General features: G+C 59.4%; 19 protein-coding genes. 10 read left to right on the top strand and 9 right to left on the bottom strand.

Translation table 11 applies throughout. The features are described 5' to 3' along the window. Nucleotide 1: 1 nt before the first annotated feature. The 4 genes from AD665_RS08160 to yaaA all read right to left on the bottom strand — a co-directional run bounded on the left by AD665_RS08160 (nucleotide 2) and on the right by yaaA (nucleotide 5,696). Nucleotides 2–1,171 carry an alginate biosynthesis protein Alg44 gene (locus tag AD665_RS08160; protein ID WP_024777610.1) on the bottom strand — a complete coding sequence of 390 codons (1,170 nt, stop codon included), beginning with the start codon at nucleotides 1,169–1,171 and terminating at the stop codon, nucleotides 2–4. Between the two features lie 35 nt (nucleotides 1,172–1,206). Next, nucleotides 1,207–2,688 (bottom strand): mannuronan synthase, encoded by a 1,482-nt coding sequence (gene alg8, locus AD665_RS08155; protein WP_392396969.1) that lies wholly within the window; start codon nucleotides 2,686–2,688, stop codon nucleotides 1,207–1,209. A gap of 100 nt (nucleotides 2,689–2,788) precedes the next feature. Next, the gene (locus tag AD665_RS08150) at nucleotides 2,789–4,105 is read right to left on the bottom strand and encodes a nucleotide sugar dehydrogenase (protein ID WP_024777612.1); all 1,317 of its coding nucleotides are present in this window, start codon (nucleotides 4,103–4,105) and stop codon (nucleotides 2,789–2,791) included. A gap of 811 nt (nucleotides 4,106–4,916) precedes the next feature. Next, nucleotides 4,917–5,696: a peroxide stress protein YaaA gene (gene yaaA, locus AD665_RS08145; protein WP_024777613.1), complete on the bottom strand. Its 780-nt coding sequence runs from the start codon at nucleotides 5,694–5,696 to the stop codon at nucleotides 4,917–4,919. 325 nt (nucleotides 5,697–6,021) lie between these two features. Here yaaA and AD665_RS08140 point away from each other — a divergent pair, with 325 nt between their 5' ends. The 7 genes from AD665_RS08140 (at nucleotide 6,022) to AD665_RS08110 (ending at nucleotide 11,339) form a co-directional block, all read left to right on the top strand. Further along, entirely contained in the window at nucleotides 6,022–7,146 is a 1,125-nt protein-coding gene (locus AD665_RS08140) for a polysaccharide deacetylase family protein (protein ID WP_024777614.1), read from the top strand. A 43-nt stretch (nucleotides 7,147–7,189) separates the two neighbouring features. Beyond that, nucleotides 7,190–7,396: a hypothetical protein gene (locus AD665_RS27335; protein ID WP_155514778.1), complete on the top strand. Its 207-nt coding sequence runs from the start codon at nucleotides 7,190–7,192 to the stop codon at nucleotides 7,394–7,396. A gap of 86 nt (nucleotides 7,397–7,482) precedes the next feature. Beyond that, nucleotides 7,483–8,877 carry a PhoH family protein gene (locus AD665_RS08135; protein ID WP_024777615.1) on the top strand — a complete coding sequence of 465 codons (1,395 nt, stop codon included), beginning with the start codon at nucleotides 7,483–7,485 and terminating at the stop codon, nucleotides 8,875–8,877. A gap of 284 nt (nucleotides 8,878–9,161) precedes the next feature. Next, complete coding sequence (gene moaC / locus AD665_RS08125; protein WP_024777617.1) at nucleotides 9,162–9,635, top strand: cyclic pyranopterin monophosphate synthase MoaC; 474 nt, start codon at nucleotides 9,162–9,164, stop codon at nucleotides 9,633–9,635. Next, the gene (gene moaD, locus AD665_RS08120) at nucleotides 9,632–9,874 is read left to right on the top strand and encodes a molybdopterin converting factor subunit 1 (protein WP_024777618.1); all 243 of its coding nucleotides are present in this window, start codon (nucleotides 9,632–9,634) and stop codon (nucleotides 9,872–9,874) included. The genes moaC and moaD overlap by 4 nt, the downstream gene beginning before the upstream one ends. Nucleotides 9,875–9,877: 3 nt before the next feature. After that, nucleotides 9,878–10,330 (top strand): molybdopterin synthase catalytic subunit MoaE, encoded by a 453-nt coding sequence (moaE, locus tag AD665_RS08115; protein WP_053191662.1) that lies wholly within the window; start codon nucleotides 9,878–9,880, stop codon nucleotides 10,328–10,330. Between the two features lie 232 nt (nucleotides 10,331–10,562). After that, on the top strand, nucleotides 10,563–11,339 hold the full coding sequence (locus AD665_RS08110) for an ABC transporter substrate-binding protein (protein ID WP_053191660.1): 777 nt from the start codon (nucleotides 10,563–10,565) through the stop codon (nucleotides 11,337–11,339). A gap of 99 nt (nucleotides 11,340–11,438) precedes the next feature. Here the strand turns inward: AD665_RS08110 and AD665_RS08105 are convergent, their stop codons facing one another. The 5 genes from AD665_RS08105 to AD665_RS08085 all read right to left on the bottom strand — a co-directional run bounded on the left by AD665_RS08105 (nucleotide 11,439) and on the right by AD665_RS08085 (nucleotide 16,744). After that, complete coding sequence (locus AD665_RS08105) at nucleotides 11,439–12,065, bottom strand: helix-turn-helix transcriptional regulator (RefSeq protein ID WP_024777621.1); 627 nt, start codon at nucleotides 12,063–12,065, stop codon at nucleotides 11,439–11,441. Nucleotides 12,066–12,154: 89 nt separating this feature from the next. Beyond that, complete coding sequence (locus tag AD665_RS08100; protein ID WP_024777622.1) at nucleotides 12,155–13,282, bottom strand: NAD(P)/FAD-dependent oxidoreductase; 1,128 nt, start codon at nucleotides 13,280–13,282, stop codon at nucleotides 12,155–12,157. A 174-nt stretch (nucleotides 13,283–13,456) separates the two neighbouring features. Next, entirely contained in the window at nucleotides 13,457–14,404 is a 948-nt protein-coding gene (locus AD665_RS08095; RefSeq protein WP_053191658.1) for an ornithine cyclodeaminase family protein, read from the bottom strand. Nucleotides 14,405–14,529: 125 nt separating this feature from the next. After that, nucleotides 14,530–15,996: an ATP-dependent RNA helicase RhlB gene (rhlB, locus tag AD665_RS08090; RefSeq protein ID WP_024777624.1), complete on the bottom strand. Its 1,467-nt coding sequence runs from the start codon at nucleotides 15,994–15,996 to the stop codon at nucleotides 14,530–14,532. Nucleotides 15,997–16,087: 91 nt separating this feature from the next. Continuing rightward, nucleotides 16,088–16,744 carry an alpha/beta hydrolase gene (locus AD665_RS08085; RefSeq protein ID WP_024777625.1) on the bottom strand — a complete coding sequence of 219 codons (657 nt, stop codon included), beginning with the start codon at nucleotides 16,742–16,744 and terminating at the stop codon, nucleotides 16,088–16,090. A gap of 474 nt (nucleotides 16,745–17,218) precedes the next feature. On the opposite strand from AD665_RS08085, the gene AD665_RS08080 reads away from it, so the two are divergent. The 3 genes from AD665_RS08080 (at nucleotide 17,219) to AD665_RS08070 (ending at nucleotide 20,605) form a co-directional block, all read left to right on the top strand. Beyond that, the gene (locus tag AD665_RS08080) at nucleotides 17,219–18,250 is read left to right on the top strand and encodes an amino acid ABC transporter substrate-binding protein (RefSeq protein WP_024777626.1); all 1,032 of its coding nucleotides are present in this window, start codon (nucleotides 17,219–17,221) and stop codon (nucleotides 18,248–18,250) included. A gap of 65 nt (nucleotides 18,251–18,315) precedes the next feature. Next, a complete protein-coding gene (locus tag AD665_RS08075) occupies nucleotides 18,316–19,497 on the top strand; it encodes an amino acid ABC transporter permease (RefSeq protein WP_024777627.1) in 1,182 nt (393 codons plus the stop codon). Between the two features lie 10 nt (nucleotides 19,498–19,507). Beyond that, nucleotides 19,508–20,605 (top strand): amino acid ABC transporter permease, encoded by a 1,098-nt coding sequence (locus AD665_RS08070; protein WP_024777628.1) that lies wholly within the window; start codon nucleotides 19,508–19,510, stop codon nucleotides 20,603–20,605. The last annotated feature ends 4 nt before the right edge of the window (nucleotides 20,606–20,609 follow it).

Genomic DNA, 20,609 nt, shown 5'->3' with positions numbered 1-20,609 from the left:
CTTACTTACCGACAGCCATGGCTTTGTCGATCAGCCAGTTCAGGTTCGGACCACGGTCGCTGTTGACTTCCACGGGACGACCGGCCAGGGCGCTGTCCAGAGGCTCGTCGGGCTTGATCAGCACACGGATATCCGACGACAGGTCTTCGCTTTTCAGGCTGGTGCTGCTGATGATCTTGCCGGTGCGGGTGACGTCTTCGCCGGCGACCTGGAAGTTCACCGAGGTGCCTGGACGCACTTCGCCGAACTGGCGATAGGAGAAGCGTGCTTCCACGTTGGCTTCGGTACCGCGCGGAACCAGTTGGAAGATCACGTCGCCCTTGCTGGCGTATTGACCGTTGGCGACCAATTGCTGGGCCACGATGCAATCGCAAGGGGAGGTCAGGGTGCCGGTCATCTGCTTGCCGAACAACTCTTCGACCTTGGCCGGTTGCAGTTGGTTGTCGTCCAGGTGGCCCTTGAGCACGTCGAGCATGCTGGTGCTGAAGGTCGCTAGCGGGGCGCCTTTGGCGGCCACGCCGTCAGGCTTGACCAGGCTCTGCACGGTGCCGTCGCGCGGCATGGTGATCGCCATGCCCGGTACGTTCACCAGGCCTGCCTGGGCGTGGCTGACGAAGTACATGCCGTACACCGACTTGAAGATGAACCCGAATGCTGCCAGGCCGACGATGAACACGCCCAGGCTGAAGGTCACGGCCCGCAGGCGACCCAGGGCGCTCATGCCGCTGCTTTCATCCTTCTGCTTGCGCGCCTTGGTGAAGTTGTCGCGTTGCAGGGTCGCCAGCACATCGCCGACGCCGACGATGTCGCCGGCCAGATGCGAGGTGATGATATGACGCAGTGTCGAGATATCCCGAGGTTCCAGGTTCTGGAACTGGCAACCGGTGCGGCCGGTCTGGCGCTCGTGGGAGCGGATCTGCAATTCCACGTCCATGGCCAGGCCAAGGTTGTCGATGACGAATTGCAGGCGACCCTTGTAGGCCTCACCCACCTTGAGCGGCATCTGGCCGGCGTTGAAGCTCAGGCCGCCGGCGGACAGGTCCAGGACCTTGACTTCCATGGGGGTGCGGTCGGGACCGAAGAAGCGCAGCTTGGCCGGGATTTTCACCCGGGCGTGTTGGCGCTGGGCTTCGGATTCATGCACTACGTTGACATTCACGGCGGTGTTCATAGGGGCGATTTCCTAGTTAATTCAGGCGAGTTCGGTCAGACCATCGTCAACAGCACGGCGACGAAAATACTGCCGGCAGAGAAGGTCATGGTCCGAGACGACCAGGTGTTGAACCAACGTTGAAAGCTGGCGAGATCACGGGTAAGAGAAGTGGGCTGTCGGGTCCAGGACTGCTGATCGAGGCGGAAAAACACATAGATCTTCACCATCGCGCCGACGATCTGGTTGTAATAGAGAATCGCCGGGTAAGCGGGGCCGATCCGGTGTCCGGAGCACGACAGCAACAGGGTCAGGATCAATCGGGTGATGCCGATCCACAGCAGGTACACCAGGATGAACGCGGTGCCGTACTTGAAGCTGGCAATCAGCGCCACCGTCAGGCCCAGCAGCGAAGTCCACATCGACACTCGCTGGTCGAACAGCACCACCGAGGTAAACAGGCCCAGACGTTTCAAGCCCAGCCCCAGTGCCCGGGAGTTCTGCCGCAGATTGTTGCCGTACCAGCGGAACATCAGCTTGCGACTGGCCTTGATGAAGCTTTTTTCCGGCGGGTGTTCAACGGTGTTGATCGCTGCATCGGGTACGTAGAAAGTGTCGTAGCCCAGGCGCATCAGGCTGAACCAACTCGACTTGTCATCACCGGTAAGGAACTTGAAGCGACCCAGGCGCCAGTGTTGCAGCGAGTCGCTTTCCACGTCGGCGATGAAGTCCGGGTTGGTTACCACGGTGGCGCGGAACACCGACATGCGACCGGTCATGGTCAGTACGCGCTTGGACAGGGCCATGGAGCACATGTTGATGTGACGCTGGGCGAAACGCAGCTTGTGCCACTCGGCCATGATGTAACCGCCACGCACTTCGCAGAACTCGTTGGTGGTCAGGCCGCCGACGTTGCCGAACAGCTGGAACCACGGCACGGTCTTGCGCACGACGCCTTCGGCGAGCACGGTGTCGCCATCGATCACGGCGACCACGGCGCGATCATCCGGCAGGTGGCGGGAGATGGCGCGGAAACCGTAGGCCAGGCCATCACGCTTGCCGGTGCCCGGGATGCGCACGAAGTCCAGCTTGACTCGCTCTGGCGGGTTCATGCGAGCCCAGAGGCTCTTGACCAGCAGTTCGTCGGACATTTCCACGATGGAGCAGACCACGGTGGTGGGCAGCCCGCACTCGATGGCTTCGCGGATCACCGAGCCATAGACCTGGGCGGTGGTCAGCGCGTCGATCCGGAAGCTGGTGACCATCAGGTAGACGTGGGAAGGATCCGCCGCCGCGCCCAACTTGCGTACCTTGCGACGCAGGTGCGGGTAGACGATGTACAGGAAGATCATGCCACGCACGAAATGCGTTGCTCCCATGGAGTAACGCCAGATGCCCACGGCGCCGATCAGGAAGATGAAATCCTTGGATTCGGAGTCGAACGTGGACGTGGGCAACGCCATGGCGATGCCCATCAGTAAACTCAAGTAAAACAGCCAACCGGCGGCCTGAAGCAGGCCGTGCTTTAGCCTGTGCATAATCTGCATCCGTCTCTATCTCGGGCGGGCCTTGTGGGCGGCCCGATGGGTTAAGGCAGGCGAAAGGCCGGCCAGGGCAGGCCCCGGCCGGCAAACAGACTTACCAGCAGATGCCTTCGGTCCGGCCACTCGGGTTGGTGGCCTTGGACATGAAGCCGACCAGGTCGATGACCTGCTTGCCTTCCGGTACGTTTTCGGTCAGCGCGCGGAACTTCTCGTCGCGGTTGCCGAGGATGATGATGTCGGAGTTGTCGATGACCGAGTCGAAGTCGGAGTTGAGCAAGGACGAGACGTGAGGAATCTTCGACTCGATGTAGTCCTTGTTCGCGCCGTGGACACGGGCGTATTCGACGTTGCTGTCGTAGATGCGCAGGTCGTAGCCCTTGCCAATCAGCATCTCCGCCAGTTCTACCAGTGGGCTTTCGCGCAGGTCGTCGGTACCGGCCTTGAAGCTCAGGCCCAGCAGGGCGACTTTGCGTTTTTCGTGGCTGGAGACGATGTCGAAGGCGTTCTGCACCTGGGATTCGTTGCTGCGCATCAGCGAGTTGAGCAGCGGCGCCTCTACGTCCAGGGAGCTGGCGCGATAGGTCAGGGCGCGTACGTCCTTGGGCAGGCACGAGCCACCGAAGGCGAAACCTGGGCGCATGTAGTACTGGGACAGATTCAGGGCCTTGTCCTGGCACACCACGTCCATTACTTCACGGCCATCGACGCCCACCGCCTTGGCGATGTTGCCGATCTCGTTGGCGAAGGTCACCTTGGTGGCGTGCCACACGTTGCAGGTGTACTTGATCATCTCGGCGACTGCGATGTCCTTGCGGATGATCGGCGCATCGAGTTCTTCGTACAGCGATTGCAGAACGTCGCCGGAGGCCTTGTCGAACTCGCCGATGACGGTCATCGGTGGCTGGTCGTAGTCCTTGATCGCGGTGCTTTCACGCAGGAATTCAGGGTTGACCGCGACGCCGAAATCGACACCGGCCTTTTTGCCGGAGCAGTCTTCGAGGATCGGGATGACAACGTTTGCCACGGTGCCTGGCAATACGGTGCTGCGCACCACGATGGTGTGGCGGGTGGTCTTTTCGCGCAGGACAAAACCGATCTCGCGGCAGACGGCCTCGATGTAGTTCAGTTCCAGATCACCGTTCTTTTTGCTCGGTGTACCGACGCAAATCATCGACAGGTCTGTATCGCGAATGGCTTCCGCGAAGTTGGTCGTACCACGCAGGCGAGCTGTTTGAATGCCTTGAGCCAGCAACTCCCCAAGACCCGGTTCAACAATAGGCGACTTGCCGGCGTTGATCATATCGATCTTGTCTTTGGCGACATCCACGCCAACCACATCATGGCCCCGTGCAGACAGGCAACCGGCACATACTGCACCGACGTAACCCAAACCAAATATGCTAATGCGCATCGCATTTACCTCTGTTTTTCACGCCATTAAATGGCCGGAGTTAATAGTGTTCAGCGGTCATAGTGCACTCGGAAGTGTGGAATGCAGGCGCCACAGTGCCGTGTGCAGGCATACTAAGTTCCGAGTGTCTAAATAATTGCACTCAAGTTGTGCGCAGTGCGGCCTTCTTGTTATGACCTGCCCTGTTATGCAGCCAGTCCTCGTTATCCAGAACATTCGTGCAAAGGTAGTTCACTTCTGATTTCTGGCAAAAAGCCCACAAAATCAGAAGCTTGTGTGCTCAGGTGAGCACGTTGTAGGGGCGCAGCCTTGGCCTTGTAGGGGATAGTGATGCTGCCTTATCTCCTGTCCTTTTCATCTTGGGTCTATAAGGGCGACCGTTTCGCTTAGTTGCTGTGACAACTTGGTTACTTTGGTCGACGTCCTTTGTAAGTTATCTCGTACACGCTCGGCGAGAATCGTTACGGGTGGTATGAGCCGTGCATTTGGACATAGTTCCAGTCCGCTCATCGCGATTTCTGAAATTTTTTGAAATATGAGTCGAGATGGCACTGCTTTCATATTGATAGCACTTGCGATTTCGCCCTTTAGTTACGGGGAGTTAAGAGGCCTAGATACTTTTTTGCCACTACTGTTGAAAATTTTCTGTGCCACTACGGAAAAAACTGACAATTGTCGAGTGAAAGAATAGTTAGCCCAGGACGGGCTTTAAATATTGACGCCAATAAAGTGGCGATTCGAATGGGGAAGTACAATGACCTGCGTGGGGCTGATCGAGGCCCCTGATCAGGGGCCCGGAGGCAGTGCTGCGTTATTGTGGGGCGTGGTCGCGCAGGAAAATCAGTCTCTGCGGTGAGGACTGTTCGGCGCTGTAACGATAGCCTTGCACGTCGAACTGTTTGAGCAGTGCCGGATCGTTGATGCGCTCCTGGATGACAAACCGGCTCATCAAGCCGCGGGCTTTTTTAGCGTAGAAACTGATGATCTTGTACTGGCCGTTCTTCAGGTCCTTGAATTCGGTATCGATGATGCGCGCGTTCAAGGCACTGCGTTTGACCGCCGAGAAGTACTCGTTGGAAGCCAGGTTCAACAGCACGTCATCGCCTTGGTCGGCCAGGGCTTCGTTCAGCCATTCACTGATACGGCTGCCCCAGAATGCATAGAGATCCTTGCCCCGGGCATTCGCCAACCTGGTGCCCATTTCCAGACGATAGGGCTGCATCAGGTCCAGCGGCCGCAGCAGGCCGTAAAGACCGGAGAGCATGCGCAGATGCCGTTGGGCCTGGTCGAAGTCGGCTTCGCTGAAGCTCTGTGCATCCAGGCCCGTATACACGTCACCCTTGAAGGCCAGTAAGGCCTGCTTTGCATTGGCCGGGCTGAACGCCGGGGTCCAGCTGCCGAATCGCGCAGCATTGAGGCCGCCGATCTTGTCGGAGACGTGCATCAATTCGCTGATCTGTGTCGGCGAGAATTCACGCAATTGCTCGACCAGTTCCTGGGAATGGTCCAGGTACTGTGGCAGGGTAAAGCGTTCGGTGGCCGGCGGCGTTTCGTAATCGAGGGTCTTGGCGGGGGAAATCACCATCAGCATGAATCGTCTCCTTCTAAGGGTGCGGCGATTCTAGGGGGTTGTCCGGGTGGACTCCAGCTATCGGGGTAATAGGTGATCGGTGGTGGCCCTAGAGCGAATGCGGCGTAGGAGCTGCCGAGTGCAACGAGGCTGCGATCTTCCCCTGTCCATTGAGTCGAGAGCGAACGACAAAGATCAAAAGATCGCAGGCTTCGCCAGCTCCTACAGGGTTCCGGGTTCAGAGTTCCGGTGTCGCTGAATTCCCTTGCCACACAAAGCTCCCGGGCCTTGCTTCCATTCGGATCAGCTATGATGCCGCGCGGGTTTCGTTATGGAGACATCCCTTTTGCGTATCGTGCTTGTGTTATCGGTCTGGCTCTTGAGCCTCACTGCCATTGCCGCGCCCAACGACATCGCCACCCTGGACCGCAGCACCTGGCCGGAACAACTCACCAGCCCGACCCTGTTCGACGTCGCTTCGCGGGCCGAGATCCTGATGTTCGCCCGGGTGTTGTTGGATACCGATGCCATGGACGAAATCGCTCTCAAGCAGTACCTGGGACTGCGCTCGGTGAACATGGCGGCGATCACCGCCCTGCGTACCCGGTTGTGGCAGAGATTACTGACCAGCTACAACTTCGCCCAGCAGAGCTGTGACCAGGACGCTTCTTTCTGCTACCTGGTGGAGAACATGGCGACCTTGCGTGAGGAGGCGCGCCGATTCCACCTTGATGAAGACTCGTTCTATTTCAAATGGGCCGGGCCGAGCGAGATTTTTCATACCCAGTACCGGGATGAGTTGCTGCGAAAAGCCGCGCTTTTTCCGCAAACCACCAGCGAAATCGAACGTTTCGGTGATTACGAGCGCAACGGCGAGGACATGCCTGACCGGCTGTTCCTGCTGACCTTCGACAGTGGTGCCAACGTTGTGCCAGACAACACCGGGTGGCTGACGGATTACTTGCGCAAGTCGAACATGAACGGCACCTTTTTCGTGCTGGGCAAGGACATCCAGGCGCGGCTGGTGGAGGAGTCCGCCAACGACCTCCAGTCGTTGTATTCAGAACAGTGCGTGGGTGTTCAGGGCTGGGAGTTCCGCTCCCATAGCTATTGGAGGGACTGGCAGGATTCGATACGGCGCAGCGTCGATCTGGTCAAGAGCAAGCTGCCAGAGAATTATGTGCCGCTGTTCCGTCCCCCCCAGGGCCAGCGACGTGGCGATGCTGAAGCATTTTTCAGGCAACAGGGCCTGCAAGTGGCATTGTGGGATATCGATCCCCAGGATGGCAGCAATCGGCTCAAGCCCGAGCAGAGTGCCCAGCGCGCGCTGACCTTGATGCTGCTGTGGCGCCACGGAGTGATCAACTTCAACGCCAAGCAGGACGCGGTGAAGACAGCAATGCCCTGGCTCGTCACGCAGACGGCGCAAAGTGGAATCGGTTGGGAGGATTGTCAGGAGGCCTTTCGCTGAAACCGCAAAGGCCCGGAAATACTGGGGAAAAGGAAAAAAAGCGGTGCGCATTCATGACGACCCGACTTCCGACTTTAACGGCGTAGCGGCGGTACGCCAAGGGCTTTTCGTCACTCTGAAAAATAAACTTCAAAAAAGCGTCAAAGTGCTTTTTCCTGTCATGGGTTTTGGAGTATCAAGAAGTCAGACCGCCGAAACCTGCAACACAGGTGGCGTCTTCCAAGACCCAGTTTGTGTGCAGTTCACCTGAATCCTCGCGGGTGAATTCGGTGGCTACCTCGAGGCGCAGCACTGTCATGGTATTGCGTCGAATGGCCCCCACAAAGGTGACCGAGTATGGATGACCACGGACGTAGCCCTTCCTCCAACCAGCCAATCCTCTATGTACTCGATACCAACGTATTGATCCACGATCCAAACGCACTGCTGAATTTCGAAGAACACCACGTTGCCATTCCGATGACCGTGCTCGAGGAGCTGGATAAGCTCAAGAGCGGCCATCACAGCGTCGCGGCCGAATGCCGGCAGGCGATCCGCCTGATCGACAAGACCCTGGGGGATGCGTCTCCAGAAGATGTCGAGCTGGGTGTGCCGATCCAGCGTGGCAAAGGCGGCCCCAAGGGCCTGCTCTCGATCCTGATGAGCAAGCGCACCGAACCCAACCTTGTACTGCCCGAACACCTGAACGACAACATCATCATCAACCAGTTGATCGACCTGCACGCGCGCAACCAGGATCGTGCTGTGGTGCTGGTGACCAAAGACATCAACATGCGTCTCAAGGCCCGAGCCTGCGGGATTGCAGCGGAGGATTACAGCACCGACCAATTGGTCGACGACGTGTCGCTGTTGCCCAACGGCTACCACACCATGACCGGCTCCTTCTGGGACCGTGTGAGCAAGGTCGATACCCGCCAGGACCATGGTCGCACCTGGCACCAGGTGCAACTGATCGACAACCTGCCGGCGGTGCACATCAATGAGTTCATCATCGACGAACAAGGGTTTGTCGGCTGGATCAAGGAGATCGAAGAGGACAAGCTGCTGATTCTCGATTTGCATCAGGAGCCCTTGCTGCATCAGGAAGCCTGGGGCCTGAAGCCCCGTGACATCTACCAGAGCCTGGCCCTGTTCGCCTTGCTCGACCCGGATATCCACCTGGTCAACCTGTCCGGCGCGGCCGGTTCCGGCAAGACCATCCTGGCCTTGGCTGCCGCCATCGAGCAGACCATGGTCAGCAAGCGTTACCGGCGCATTATCGCCACACGCAGCGTGCAGGGCCTGGACCAGGAAATCGGCTTCCTGCCCGGCACCGAAGCGGAAAAGATGGAGCCCTGGCTGGGGGCCATTACCGACAACCTCGAAGCCTTGCATATGGATGACGAGAGCACCCATGGCAGCGTCGACTACATCCTCAGCAAGGTGCCGTTGCAGTTCAAATCCCTCAACTACATCCGGGGCCGCAGCTTCCAGCAGAGCCTGATCCTGATCGACGAATGCCAGAACCTCACCCCGCACCAGATGAAAACCATCATCACCCGTGCCGGCGCCGGTTCCAAAGTGGTGTGCCTGGGTAACCTGGCGCAGATCGATACCCCTTACCTGTCCGCGACCAGTTCCGGGCTGACCTACCTGACCGAACGCTTCAAGGACTTCCCCAACGGGGTCCACATCACGCTGCAGGGCGTACCGCGCTCGATCCTGGCCGAATACGCCGAATCCCATCTGTAACCCTTGATGAAGCCGGGCCACCTTGTGGTCGCCCGGTTCCTGAACACGACAAATAACCCTGTGAGCGAGCCTGCTGTGGGAGCAAGGCTTGCTCGCGATAAAGACACCGCGATTTCTGACAGACCGCATCAACTTCATCGCGGGCAAGCCTTGCTCCCACAGCAAGCTCTACTTCAGCGAGTTCAGCGAGCCGGCTCTCATAGGAAAGAGCAGGTGCGACAATCAGGCGTGCCGGAATTTGACTCACGGGTTTACAATCGACGCTCCTGATCAGGAGTAACCTCGTGCTGACCCATCTCGATTCCCAAGGTCGCGCCAACATGGTCGACGTGACCGACAAGGCCGTGACGTTCCGTGAGGCCACCGCCGAAGCTTTTGTGCGTATGTTGCCTGCTACGCTGCAGATGATCGTCAGCGGCGGTCACCCCAAGGGCGATGTGTTCGCCGTCGCACGCATTGCCGGCATCCAGGCGGCGAAAAAAACCAGCGATCTGATTCCGCTCTGTCATCCGCTGATGCTCACCGGCGTCAAGGTCGAGCTCAATGCCGAAGGGGAGGATCGGGTGCGCATCGTTGCCCGTTGCAAGCTCTCGGGACAGACAGGGGTGGAGATGGAAGCCCTGACCGCCGCCAGTGTCGCCGCGCTGACCATCTATGACATGTGCAAGGCCGTGGACCGGGGCATGACCATTGAAGGGGTGCGGGTGCTGGAAAAGCTCGGCGGCAAGAGTGGTCATTTCCAGGCGGACGCGTCATGAAAATCCATGTGAAGTTCTTTGCCCGTTACCGCGAGGCCGTGGGCATGGACGCTTTGAGCGTCGATGGTAAATTCACTAAGGTCGACGACGTTCGCGCGCTGTTGGCGGATCGCCAGGGCTTCGACGTGTTGAGCGAGCAGAACCTGATGTGCGCCCGCAACGAAGAGTTGTGCCAGCTTGATGAACCGCTGGTGGATGGTGACGAAGTCGCGTTCTTCCCCACGGTGACCGGAGGCTGACTCATGGCGATTCGTGTACAGGCCGACCCGTTCGATCCGGGCGCCGAAGTCAACGCAATGCACGCGGCCAATGTCGGCGTGGGCGCGGTGGTGAGTTTTGTCGGCTACGTGCGGGACTTCAATGACGGCCTGGATGTGTCCGGGATGTTCCTGGAGCACTACCCGGGCATGACCGAGAAAGCCCTGGGCAAGATTGCCGTCGAGGCGCAGCAGCGCTGGCCACTGCTGAAGCTGGAAGTGCTGCACCGCATCGGTGCCCTGGAACCGGGCGAGCCCATCGTTTTCGTCGCGGCCGCCAGCGCCCATCGCCAGGCGGCATTCGACGCCTGCGCCTTTGTCATGGACTACCTCAAGACCCGTGCTCCGTTCTGGAAAAAGGAGAGCACCGCGGATGGCCCGCGCTGGGTCGAGGGGCGGGACAGTGATCATGCGGCGGCGGATCGCTGGAAACAGTAGACCTTTCTTCGTTAGCTGATAGTCCGCCATCGCGAGCAGGCTCGCTTCCACATCGGATCTGTGCAGCCGCTCCTTTGTGGGAGCGAGCCTGCTCGCGATGGGGCCATCAGCTTTCCATCATTTCTTCAATTGACGATGTGTACATTAAAGTCCAGTATGGATTTATAAGTACATAATTAGTCACGCCTGTTTTTTCTCTGCCAAACCAACAACAACCCGCGAGAGAACAATCATGAAGAAATTCCCCCTTGTCACTGGCCTGGCCCTGAGCCTGCTGGCCTCCGGCAGCCTGTTCGCCACAGAGAAGACCCTGCGCATCGGCATCGAAGCGGCCTATCCGCCATTTGCTTCCAAGACCTCGGAAGGGAAGATCGAGGGTTTCGACTACGACATCGGCAATGCGTTGTGCATGCAGATGAAGGTCAAGTGCGAATGGGTCGAAGGTGAGTTCGACGGACTGATTCCGTCGTTGAAGGTGAAGAAGATCGACATGGCGCTGTCGTCCATGACCATAACCGAGGAACGCAAGAAGTCGGTGGATTTCACCCACAAGTACTACTTCACTTCTTCGCGGCTGGTCATGAAGGAGGGGGCCGTGGTGGATGACCAGTACGCCAGCCTGAAGGGCAAGACCGTGGGTGTGCAGCGTGCGACCACCACCGACCGCTACGCCACCGAAGTCCTCGAACCCAAAGGCGTGATCGTCAAGCGCTACAGCAACAACGAAGAAATCTACATGGACCTGGCATCCGGCCGCCTGGACGCGATTTTTGCCGACACCATCCCGCTGGAGGATTTCCTGTCGATGCCCCGAGGCAAGGGCTACGGGTTTGTCGGTCCTGAACTCAAGGACCCGAAATACGTTGGGGAAGGAGCTGGTATTGCGGTGCGCAAAGGCAATACCCAGTTGGTGGCGGATTTGAACAAGGCCATCGACGGCATTCGGGCCAACGGTGAATATCAGAAGATTCAGGCCAAGTATTTCAAGTCGGATATCTATGGTGACTGAATGATTGCCATCGCGAGCAGGCTCGCTCCCACATTTTGATCCGTGCGAACCTGTGGGAGCGAGCCTGCTCGCGATGGCGTCAGTCCAGGCGACGCAACCTCAGCCCTTCAATTCCTTCAAGTGTTTGTACACCGTCGCCCGCCCCATGTTCAGCACATTGGCGACGTAGTTGGAGGCGCTCTTGCCCTTGAAGGCGCCTTCGGCGTGCAGCGCCAGCACCAGTTCGCGTTTATGGTCGCGGGTCAGCAGGTTCAGGCTCAATTGGCGCTCGCGCATCCAGGCATGCAGAAAGGTGTTGATGCGCTCCTGCCAGTCATCGCGAAACAGGGAGTCCGGCTGTGGAATCAACTTGCCCGGCGACAGGAACAGGTCCAGCGCGGCCTTGGCATTTTCAAACAGTGAAATATTCAGGTTGATGCACAGCACTGCCAGCGGCCGACCTTCGACATCGCGCAGGACGCTGCTGAGGCTGCGGATCTTCTGGCCGTCCCAGTTCAGTTTTTCATACGGACCGATGTTCCGTTCGCTGACGTCCTCGCTGAGCATGTCCTCCAGGGACGAGTCATCACCGATCTCGCGCTTGGAGAGGTTGTTGGCGATGTAGTCGACTTTCTGTGTGCGCAGGTCGTGCAGCACCACTTCGGCGTGAGGGTAGAACAGCGTGGCGATGGCGTCGGCGATGGTGTGGAAATTGTCCATTGCCGGATCGGGTTGCGGGGCAGTCATGACAGGGCTCCAGGCAGCGTCGGCGCCCCGTGAAGCAGGGGCGCAGGGAGTGTGCCGCAATCGTGGCGATGCGTCACCTTCCAGGAAGGTCAGCCAAGTCGCTCCGGCGACAGCATTGCACTGTTCAGGCCGAAGCGAGCCAGGGCTTCGGGCAGTGGTTCGCCGCGTACCAGCGCTGCGCTGGCCTGGCCCATCGCCGGAGAGGTCTGGATGCCATAGCCGCCCTGGGCGGCGACCCAGAAGAATCCGGGTAACTGTGGGTCGAAACCGGACACCAGATCACCGTCGTTGACAAAGCTGCGCAACCCGGCCCAAGTGCGGGTCGGGCGGCGAATGCTCAGGGTGGTGGCTTCTTCGATCTGGTAGATCCCCAGGGCGATATCCAGTTCTTCCGGTTGTACATCATGTGGCTCCACCGGATCGGCATTGGCCGGCGAACCCAGGAGCATGCCGGCATCCGGCTTCATGTAGAAAGATTCGTCGAGGCTCACCAGCATCGGCCAGTCATGGGTGTCCAGGCCTTCGGGGCCGGCGAAGATGAAAGCCGCGCGCCGCTTGGGTTGCAGGCCCAGCGTCCGGGCGCCGGCCAGTTGCGCAACCTGGTCGGCCCAGGCACCGGCCGCGTTGATCAGAATCGGCGCGGTGAAGGTCCGGTTGGCCGTTCGCACCTGCCACTGCCCATGGTTGTCGCGAATCAGGTCCAGGACCTCGCTGTCGGTATGCACTTCACCGTCGTTGCGGCGGATACCGCGCAGGTAGCCCTGGTGCAGCGCATCCGTGTCGATGTCGGCGGCCGTGGGGTCATAGATGGCCCCGTGGACTTTTTCCCGGCGAAGGATCGGCACCCGCACGCAGGCTTCTTCGGCGCTGAGCAACTGCATCTGCGGTACGGTGGCCTTGGCGCTGAGGTATTGATTGTTCAACTCGGCCGGATCACCGGTGAAGTCCACAGTCATTTCGCCTCGGGGCGTGAGCAGGGGATGTTCGCAGAAGCCGGCCGGCGGTGTGTCGAAGAAATCGCGGCTGGCCTGGGTCAATGCCCGTACCTGCGGGGTGCCATAGGCGGCGGTGTACAGCGCCGCCGAACGGCCGGTGGAGTGATAGGCCGGATGGGATTCGCGTTCGAGCACAATGACTCGGCCGTGGGGGGCCAGCCAGTAGCCGGTGGAGGCACCGGCAATGCCGCCGCCGATGATGATGAAATCTGCTGAGGTCATGAAACTCTCCTGTGAAGCGCGATCCCGAGGTATACGCAGATCCCTGTGGGAGCGTGCCTGTGTGGGAGCCGAGCTTGCTCGCGATGAAGACGCCTCGATCCATTGACCGTGTTTTCGTTCATCGCGAGCAAGCTCGGCTCCCACAGGCTCGCTCCCGCAGGGGAATGTGGTGTATCAGGTGCGGAGTTGGTAAAGCGCATTCGCCAACGCCACATCTTCCAGCCCCAGGCCGATGGAGCGGAAGAAAACGTGGCGCTCAAGAGTCGGTCGCGCAACCTGTCCGCTGAGCAATCCAGGCAAGTCACCGATGATGCTCGACGGCTCCCAGCCATGCTGTTCGGCAGCGATCAGCATCTCGCCTGCCGAACCTGGGGTGGTCTGACGATAGTCGCAGTACACGTCCATATCATTGAGGCTGTTGGGTGGCACTTCATGGGCGCGTGGCGCGTTGGTGCTGATTGAGGTGATCAGCGCCGGTTTGTCCAGCATCTTCGGTTCGAGCACTGTTTTGGCGGACGAGGTACAGAGCATCACCACGTCGGCGTCATGCACCGCCGCCGCAAGGCTGTCGGTAATCTCCAGGCGCGAATCCAGGCCGGTGATCAGTGCACGATCCTGTGCCGTCTTGCTCTGTAGGCCCGGCGAGTAGAGGCTGATGTTATTCCAGTCCCGCAAACCCTTGGCGTAATGCACATGCGCCCGCGCTACCGCACCGCTGCCGATAACGGCGAGGCGCCGGGACTGGGGGTGGGCGAGGGCATCGACGGCGACGGCCGTGGTGGCTGCGGTGCGAGCAGTCGTCAGTTCGGCGGCATCGCACAACAACAGCGGCTGACCGGTGCGCATCGACATCAGCAAGGTCCAGGCGGTGACCAGCGGACCCTGCTCGCGCACGATGTAGGGTGAGGTCTTGATGCCATAGACCTGATCCTCAGCCAGCACGCCCAGATAATTGATGAAGTCCCCGGCGCCCTGGGGAAATTCTACCCATTGCTGGGCCGGCTGCACCGCCTGTCCGGTCGCCAGGTCGCGAAACAGTTTGCGCAGGATTTGCGGCACATCGATTTGCCCAAGCAGTGCGCGAGCCTGGGCTTGGGTCATCACATGAGGCGTACTGGACATCGGGACTCCGGACGGTGTCATTTAAACTAATTTGTCTATTATGGACTTTTAGTTTATTCGAGCAATATCCCGGGCAAAAAAAAACGCAGCCATCGAGGGCTGCGCTTTCGGGGGGGCGGCGACTGTCAGTGACGTTTACGCTCAACTGGCCGCAGCAGGTGGGTTGGCGGCATTTCGCAGCTGATCTTGCGGCCCAGCAGCGCCTCGATGGACGGCAACTGATAAGAGTCGTCTTCGCCGGCGAAGCTGATGGACACGCCCTCGGCACCTGCACGGCCGGTACGGCCGATGCGGTGCACGTAGTCGTCCGGCACTTCGGGCAGGGTGAAGTTGATCACATGGCTGATGCCGTCAATGTGAATACCGCGACCGGCCACATCGGTTGCCACCAGCACGCGAATCTTGCCTTCGCGAAAGCCTTCGAGCGTCTTGATGCGCTTGTGCTGGGGCACATCGCCTGACAACTGGGCCGCATTGACGCCGTCGCGCACCAGGCGTTCTTCGATGCGCCGTACTTCGTCCTTGCGGTTGGCGAACACCATCACCCGTTCCCAGCCGTTGTCATTGACCAGGTTGTAGAGCAGCTTGTACTTGTCGGCACCGGCTACGGCGTAGATATGTTGTTCGACGTTTTCACTGGCGACGTTCTCGGCTTCGATCTCGACGACGGCCGGATCGGTGGTCCATTGTCGGGCCAGGTTCATTACGTCCTCGGTGAAGGTGGCGGAGAACAGCAGGGTCTGGCGTTCGCTTTTCGGCGGAGTCTGGCGAATGATCTGGCGCACTTGCGGGATGAAACCCATGTCGAGCATGCGGTCGGCCTCGTCCAGCACCATGACCTCAACCATATCCAGGTGCACGTCGCCGCGCTGGTTGAAGTCCAGCAGGCGGCCGGGTGTAGCCACCAGGATGTCGCAATGGCGGGCTTCGAGGTGTTTGAGCTGCTTGTCGAAGTCCATGCCGCCGACGAACGTCATGACATTAAGGCCGGTGTATTTGGTCAGGTCGGCGGCGTCCTTGGCGATCTGCACAACCAGCTCGCGGGTAGGCGCGATGATCAGTGCCCTCGGCTCGCCCATGTAGCGCTCTTTGGGCGGTGGGGTCTGCAGCAGCTGGGTGATGATGGAGATCAGAAACGCGGCGGTCTTGCCGGTACCGGTCTGGGCGCGACCGATAGCGTCCTTGCCGGCGAGGGTGTAACCCAGAACCTGAGCCTGGATCGGCGTGCAATACGGGAACCCCAGGTCCTGGATGGCGTGCATCAGTTCCGGGGCCAGCTTGAAATCGTGGAAGCGGGTCTTGCCTTCCTGGGGCTCTACGACGAAGTCCTCGAGCTTCCAGGCGACGACCGGAGGTTTCTGTGCACGTTCGCGGCGCGGCTTGGGGGCTTCATTGCGCGGCTTGTCCGGCGCAGGAGCGGAGGCAGGCGAGGTCACCGGCTCTTTTTTCGTCTGCGCAACAGGTGCGGGGTGGCGCGATTGTTGTGGCGCTTCGGTACGGCTCGGGCCTTGGGCAGGGGCGCTGGGGCCAGGCGCGAGCTGCTCGGCCTCGCTCTTACCGAACATCTTCTTGAGTGCTTTGAGCACGGTCATCTCATCGATTGGTTAAGGAATGTACGCCGGCCAGTGTAATGCAAGAAACGGGCGCGGCGTAGTGTGTTCGTCAAAGGCCTGACGTGGCGATTCAGCGCAACCGTTCTGCCAGCCAGGTGCCGATGTCGCGAATCTCCTCGGGTAACACTTCGTGGCCCATTGGGTATTCCTGCCATGTCACGGTGACACCATGCTGCTTTAAATACTCTTTTGCAGTCCGGCCCATGGGATTGAGTACCACTTCGTCGTATTGCCCGTGCAGCGCCAGGACCGGAATGCGCTGCTGGCTGGCGGATAATTGCAGTTCGTCACCGAACGTCGGCGCATAGGTCGACAGCGCGATCACACCACCCAACGGCCCCTGCCACTTCACGAAAGCCGTGTGATAGACCACCGCACCGCCTTGGGAAAAGCCGGCCAGGAAAATCCGCGAAGCGTCTATTCCGCTGGCTCGCTGGCTTTCGATCAAGTCCATGACCCGTTTTGCCGACACCTCAAGTTGCTGCTCGTCAATGGCGCGCGCCGGGCTCAATGCACGGATGTCATACCAACTGGGCATGGCGTAACCGCCGTTGATCGTTACTGGCTGGGTCGGTGCCTGGGGTAGAACGAAACGCGTGGAGTGCAGGCTTTGCTGCAACATTTCGGCTACCGGCAGAAAGTCGTAACGATCGGCGCCCAGGCCGTGAAGCCATATAACACATGCGTTTGCGGTGCTATTTGGCTCAAGAATCAGGGGGTCGGTCATGGCTGTGCTCCAAATCTGTGCGGGCGCGCTCAATCAGTGCGTGATTACGGTGCGTGCCCGGTTCCTCAGTTAATTAGATGTCGCAAAATTACAACTTTATGTCTTGACGTATTTCTCAAAGGCCCAGCGCGGCGGTCTGGTACGGGCTTTGCTTTGAGGATACTCGAGTGATGAATCTTACGCTGCGCGGTAACACTATCAGCTCGACGCGACGCATGGGATATCAGAAATCCGGTGATGGATGTTCGCCAATAGCCGCTACGGGCTTCGCGAACGTGAAGGGCTACAGCCCGTTCGGCCGATTGGTGAGAAGTGGGTATGGCCGCCAATAGTGCACCGTCCTCATTAATAGACTCATAGCGAAGGTCCAGACGTCGGTTGACCCTAAAAAAAGCCAACAAGGGTCGGCAATGCCCCAAAAGGGTGCGACAGGACTCAAGCTCCGACACAACAAGAGCAAAACTGGAGGTTTGAATGAAGTTACTGAAATCCACCCTGGCTGTCGTGACCGCAGCTGCTGTGCTCGGCGTCAGCGGGTTCGCGCAAGCGGGTGCAACCCTGGACGCAGTGCAGAAGAAAGGTTTTGTACAGTGCGGCGTAAGTGATGGTCTGCCGGGTTTCTCGGTGCCTGATTCGACCGGCAAGATCGTCGGTATCGACGCTGACTTCTGCCGTGCCGTTGCCGCCGCGGTATTCGGCGATGCGACCAAGGTCAAGTTCAGCCAGTTGAACGCCAAGGAGCGCTTCACTGCGCTGCAGTCCGGCGAAATCGATGTGCTCTCGCGCAACACCACCATGACCAGTTCCCGTGACGCGGGCATGGGCCTGAAGTTTCCGGGCTTCATCACCTACTACGACGGCATCGGTTTCCTGGTAAACAACAAGCTGGGTGTCAAGAGCGCCAAGGAACTGGACGGCGCGACCATCTGCATCCAGGCCGGTACCACTACCGAACTGAACGTGTCTGACTACTTCCGTGCCAATGGCCTGAAGTACACCCCGATCACGTTCGATACCTCCGATGAGAGCGCCAAGTCGCTGGAATCCGGTCGTTGCGACGTACTGACCTCCGACAAATCCCAGCTGTTCGCCCAGCGCAGCAAGCTGGCTTCGCCGAAAGACTACGTGGTTCTGCCGGAAACCATTTCCAAGGAACCACTGGGCCCGGTCGTTCGCAATGGCGACGATGAGTGGCTGGCGATTGTGCGCTGGACTGGCTACGCAATGCTCAACGCTGAAGAAGCTGGCGTGACCTCGAAGAACGTCGAGGCCGAAGCCAAGTCCACCAAGAACCCGGACGTCGCTCGTATGCTCGGCGCTGACGGTGAATACGGCAAGGACCTGAAACTGCCGAAGAACTGGGTTGTGCAGATCGTCAAGCAAGTCGGCAACTACGGTGAAATGTTCGAGCGCAACCTCGGCAAAGGCACCCCGCTGGAAATCGACCGCGGCCTGAATGCGCTGTGGAACGCTGGCGGCATCCAATACGCACCACCAGTGCGCTGATGGTTCTGTCACCCGGTGGGCCAACCACCGGGTGATGTTCTGTTCCATTCTTTGCGGGGCACTTCATGCAAAATTCAATCGGCGCACCAAAGCAGAGGCTCGGCCTCAGCGATCCAAAAGTGCGTGCGTGGGTATTTCAGATCGTCACTGTCGTGACGGTTATCGCGCTGGGCTGGTTCCTGTTCGACAATACACAGACCAATCTCCAGCATCGGGGCATCACGTCCGGTTTCGACTTCCTGGAACGCAGTGCCGGGTTCGGCATCGCTCAACATCTGATCGATTACACTGAAGCGGACAGCTATGCCCGCGTCTTTGTCATCGGTTTGCTAAACACGTTGCTGGTGACCTTCATCGGGGTGATCCTGGCGACTATCCTCGGCTTCATCATCGGTGTCGCGCGCTTGTCGCAGAACTGGATCATCTCCAAGCTGGCGACCGTTTACGTGGAGGTTTTCCGTAACATCCCGCCGCTGCTGCAGATCCTGTTCTGGTACTTCGCCGTCTTCCTGACCATGCCAGGGCCGCGGGCCGCCTATAACTTCAGCGACACTTTCTATGTCAGTAGCCGGGGCCTGAACATGCCGGCCGCGCAGATTGCCGACGGGTTCTGGCCGTTCGTGGTCAGTGTGGTGCTGGCAATCGTTGCTATCGTGCTGATGACCCGCTGGGCGAACAAGCGTTTCGAAGCCACTGGCGAGCCGTTCCACAAGTTCTGGGTGGGCCTGGCGCTGTTCCTGGGGATCCCGGCATTGTGCGTCTTGCTGTTTGATTCGCCGGTGCATTGGGAAATGCCACAACTGGCCGGTTTCAACTTTGTCGGTGGCTGGGTATTGATCCCGGAGTTTCTGGCGTTGACCCTGGCCTTGACCGTGTACACGGCGGCGTTCATCGCCGAGATCGTGCGCTCGGGCATCAAGTCGGTCAGCCACGGCCAGACCGAGGCAGCCCGTTCCCTGGGGCTGCGCAACGGTCCGACCCTGCGCAAGGTAATCATCCCGCAGGCCTTGCGCGTGATCATTCCGCCGTTGACCAGCCAATACCTGAACCTGGCGAAAAACTCCTCCCTGGCGGCCGGTATCGGTTACCCGGAAATGGTGTCGCTGTTCGCCGGCACGGTGTTGAACCAGACCGGCCAGGCCATCGAGGTGATCGCGATCACCATGAGTGTGTACCTGGCAATCAGTATCAGCATTTCCCTGCTGATGAACTGGTACAACAAGCGCATTGCGCTGATCGAGCGGTGAGGAAACGCGCATGACATCCCATACTTTCAAACCCGACATGCCCCCTCCGAGCAGTAGCATCGGTGTGGTGGCGTGGATGCGCGCCAACATGTTCTCCAGCTGGATCAACACGCTGCTGACCCTGTTTGCGTTCTACTTGATCTACCTGATTATCCCACCGCTGCTGCATTGGGCGATCCTGGATGCGAACTGGGTAGGTACTACCCGCGCCGACTGCACCAAGGACGGCGCCTGCTGGGTGTTCATCCAGCAGCGTTTCGGTCAGTTCATGTACGGCTACTACCCGACGGACCTGCGCTGGCGCGTAGACCTGACCGTGTGGCTGGCAGTGCTCGGCGCGGCGCCGCTGTTCATCTCGCGCTTCCCGCGCAAGGCGATCTACGGTCTCGGCTTTCTCGTTCTGTACCCGATCATTGCCTACATCCTGCTGCACGGCGGCGTCTTCGGCTTGAAAAACGTGGCGACCAGCCAATGGGGCGGCCTGATGCTGACCCTGGTGATCGCCACCGTCGGCATTGCCGGCGCGCTGCCGTTGGGCATCGTCCTGGCCTTGGGCCGGCGGTCGGACATGCCGGCGATCCGCGTGGTCTGCGTGACTTTCATCGAGTTCTGGCGTGGCGTGCCGTTGATCACGGTGCTGTTCATGTCGTCGGTGATGCTGCCGCTGTTCCTGCCTGAAGGTATGAACTTCGACAAGCTGCTGCGAGCGCTCATCGGGGTGATCCTGTTCCAGTCGGCCTATGTTGCCGAAGTGGTACGCGGCGGTTTGCAAGCCATTCCAAAGGGGCAATACGAAGCGGCTGCGGCGATGGGCCTGGGTTACTGGCGCAGCATGGGCCTGGTGATTCTGCCGCAAGCCCTGAAGCTGGTGATCCCGGGTATCGTCAACACCTTCATTGCGTTGTTCAAGGACACGAGCCTGGTGATCATCATCGGCCTGTTCGACCTGCTCAACAGCGTGAAACAAGCTGCCGCCGACCCGAAATGGCTGGGCATGGCCACCGAAGGCTACGTGTTCGCCGCCCTGGTGTTCTGGATTTTCTGTTTTGGTATGTCGCGCTATTCCATGCATCTGGAACGCAAGCTCGACACTGGCCACAAGCGTTAGGAGT

Source organism: Pseudomonas corrugata (genome assembly GCF_001269905.1).
In the GTDB taxonomy this organism is placed as follows: domain Bacteria; phylum Pseudomonadota; class Gammaproteobacteria; order Pseudomonadales; family Pseudomonadaceae; genus Aquipseudomonas; species Aquipseudomonas corrugata.
This window is presented reverse-complemented; position numbering and strand designations above follow the sequence as displayed.

Bases quoted from the DNA above. Each gene is read 5' to 3' on its own strand.
- AD665_RS08160 (WP_024777610.1), bottom strand. From the start codon at position 1,171: ATGAACACCGCCGTGAATGTCAACGTAGTGCATGAATCCGAAGCCCAG.
- alg8 (WP_392396969.1), bottom strand. From the start codon at position 2,688: ATGCACAGGCTAAAGCACGGCCTGCTTCAGGCCGCCGGTTGGCTGTTT.
- AD665_RS08150 (WP_024777612.1), bottom strand. From the start codon at position 4,105: ATGCGCATTAGCATATTTGGTTTGGGTTACGTCGGTGCAGTATGTGCC.
- yaaA (WP_024777613.1), bottom strand. From the start codon at position 5,696: ATGCTGATGGTGATTTCCCCCGCCAAGACCCTCGATTACGAAACGCCG.
- AD665_RS08135 (WP_024777615.1), top strand. From the start codon at position 7,483: ATGGATGACCACGGACGTAGCCCTTCCTCCAACCAGCCAATCCTCTAT.
- moaD (WP_024777618.1), top strand. From the start codon at position 9,632: ATGAAAATCCATGTGAAGTTCTTTGCCCGTTACCGCGAGGCCGTGGGC.
- moaE (WP_053191662.1), top strand. From the start codon at position 9,878: ATGGCGATTCGTGTACAGGCCGACCCGTTCGATCCGGGCGCCGAAGTC.
- AD665_RS08110 (WP_053191660.1), top strand. From the start codon at position 10,563: ATGAAGAAATTCCCCCTTGTCACTGGCCTGGCCCTGAGCCTGCTGGCC.
- AD665_RS08105 (WP_024777621.1), bottom strand. From the start codon at position 12,065: ATGACTGCCCCGCAACCCGATCCGGCAATGGACAATTTCCACACCATC.
- AD665_RS08100 (WP_024777622.1), bottom strand. From the start codon at position 13,282: ATGACCTCAGCAGATTTCATCATCATCGGCGGCGGCATTGCCGGTGCC.
- AD665_RS08095 (WP_053191658.1), bottom strand. From the start codon at position 14,404: ATGTCCAGTACGCCTCATGTGATGACCCAAGCCCAGGCTCGCGCACTG.
- rhlB (WP_024777624.1), bottom strand. From the start codon at position 15,996: ATGACCGTGCTCAAAGCACTCAAGAAGATGTTCGGTAAGAGCGAGGCC.
- AD665_RS08085 (WP_024777625.1), bottom strand. From the start codon at position 16,744: ATGACCGACCCCCTGATTCTTGAGCCAAATAGCACCGCAAACGCATGT.
- AD665_RS08080 (WP_024777626.1), top strand. From the start codon at position 17,219: ATGAAGTTACTGAAATCCACCCTGGCTGTCGTGACCGCAGCTGCTGTG.
- AD665_RS08075 (WP_024777627.1), top strand. From the start codon at position 18,316: ATGCAAAATTCAATCGGCGCACCAAAGCAGAGGCTCGGCCTCAGCGAT.
- AD665_RS08070 (WP_024777628.1), top strand. From the start codon at position 19,508: ATGACATCCCATACTTTCAAACCCGACATGCCCCCTCCGAGCAGTAGC.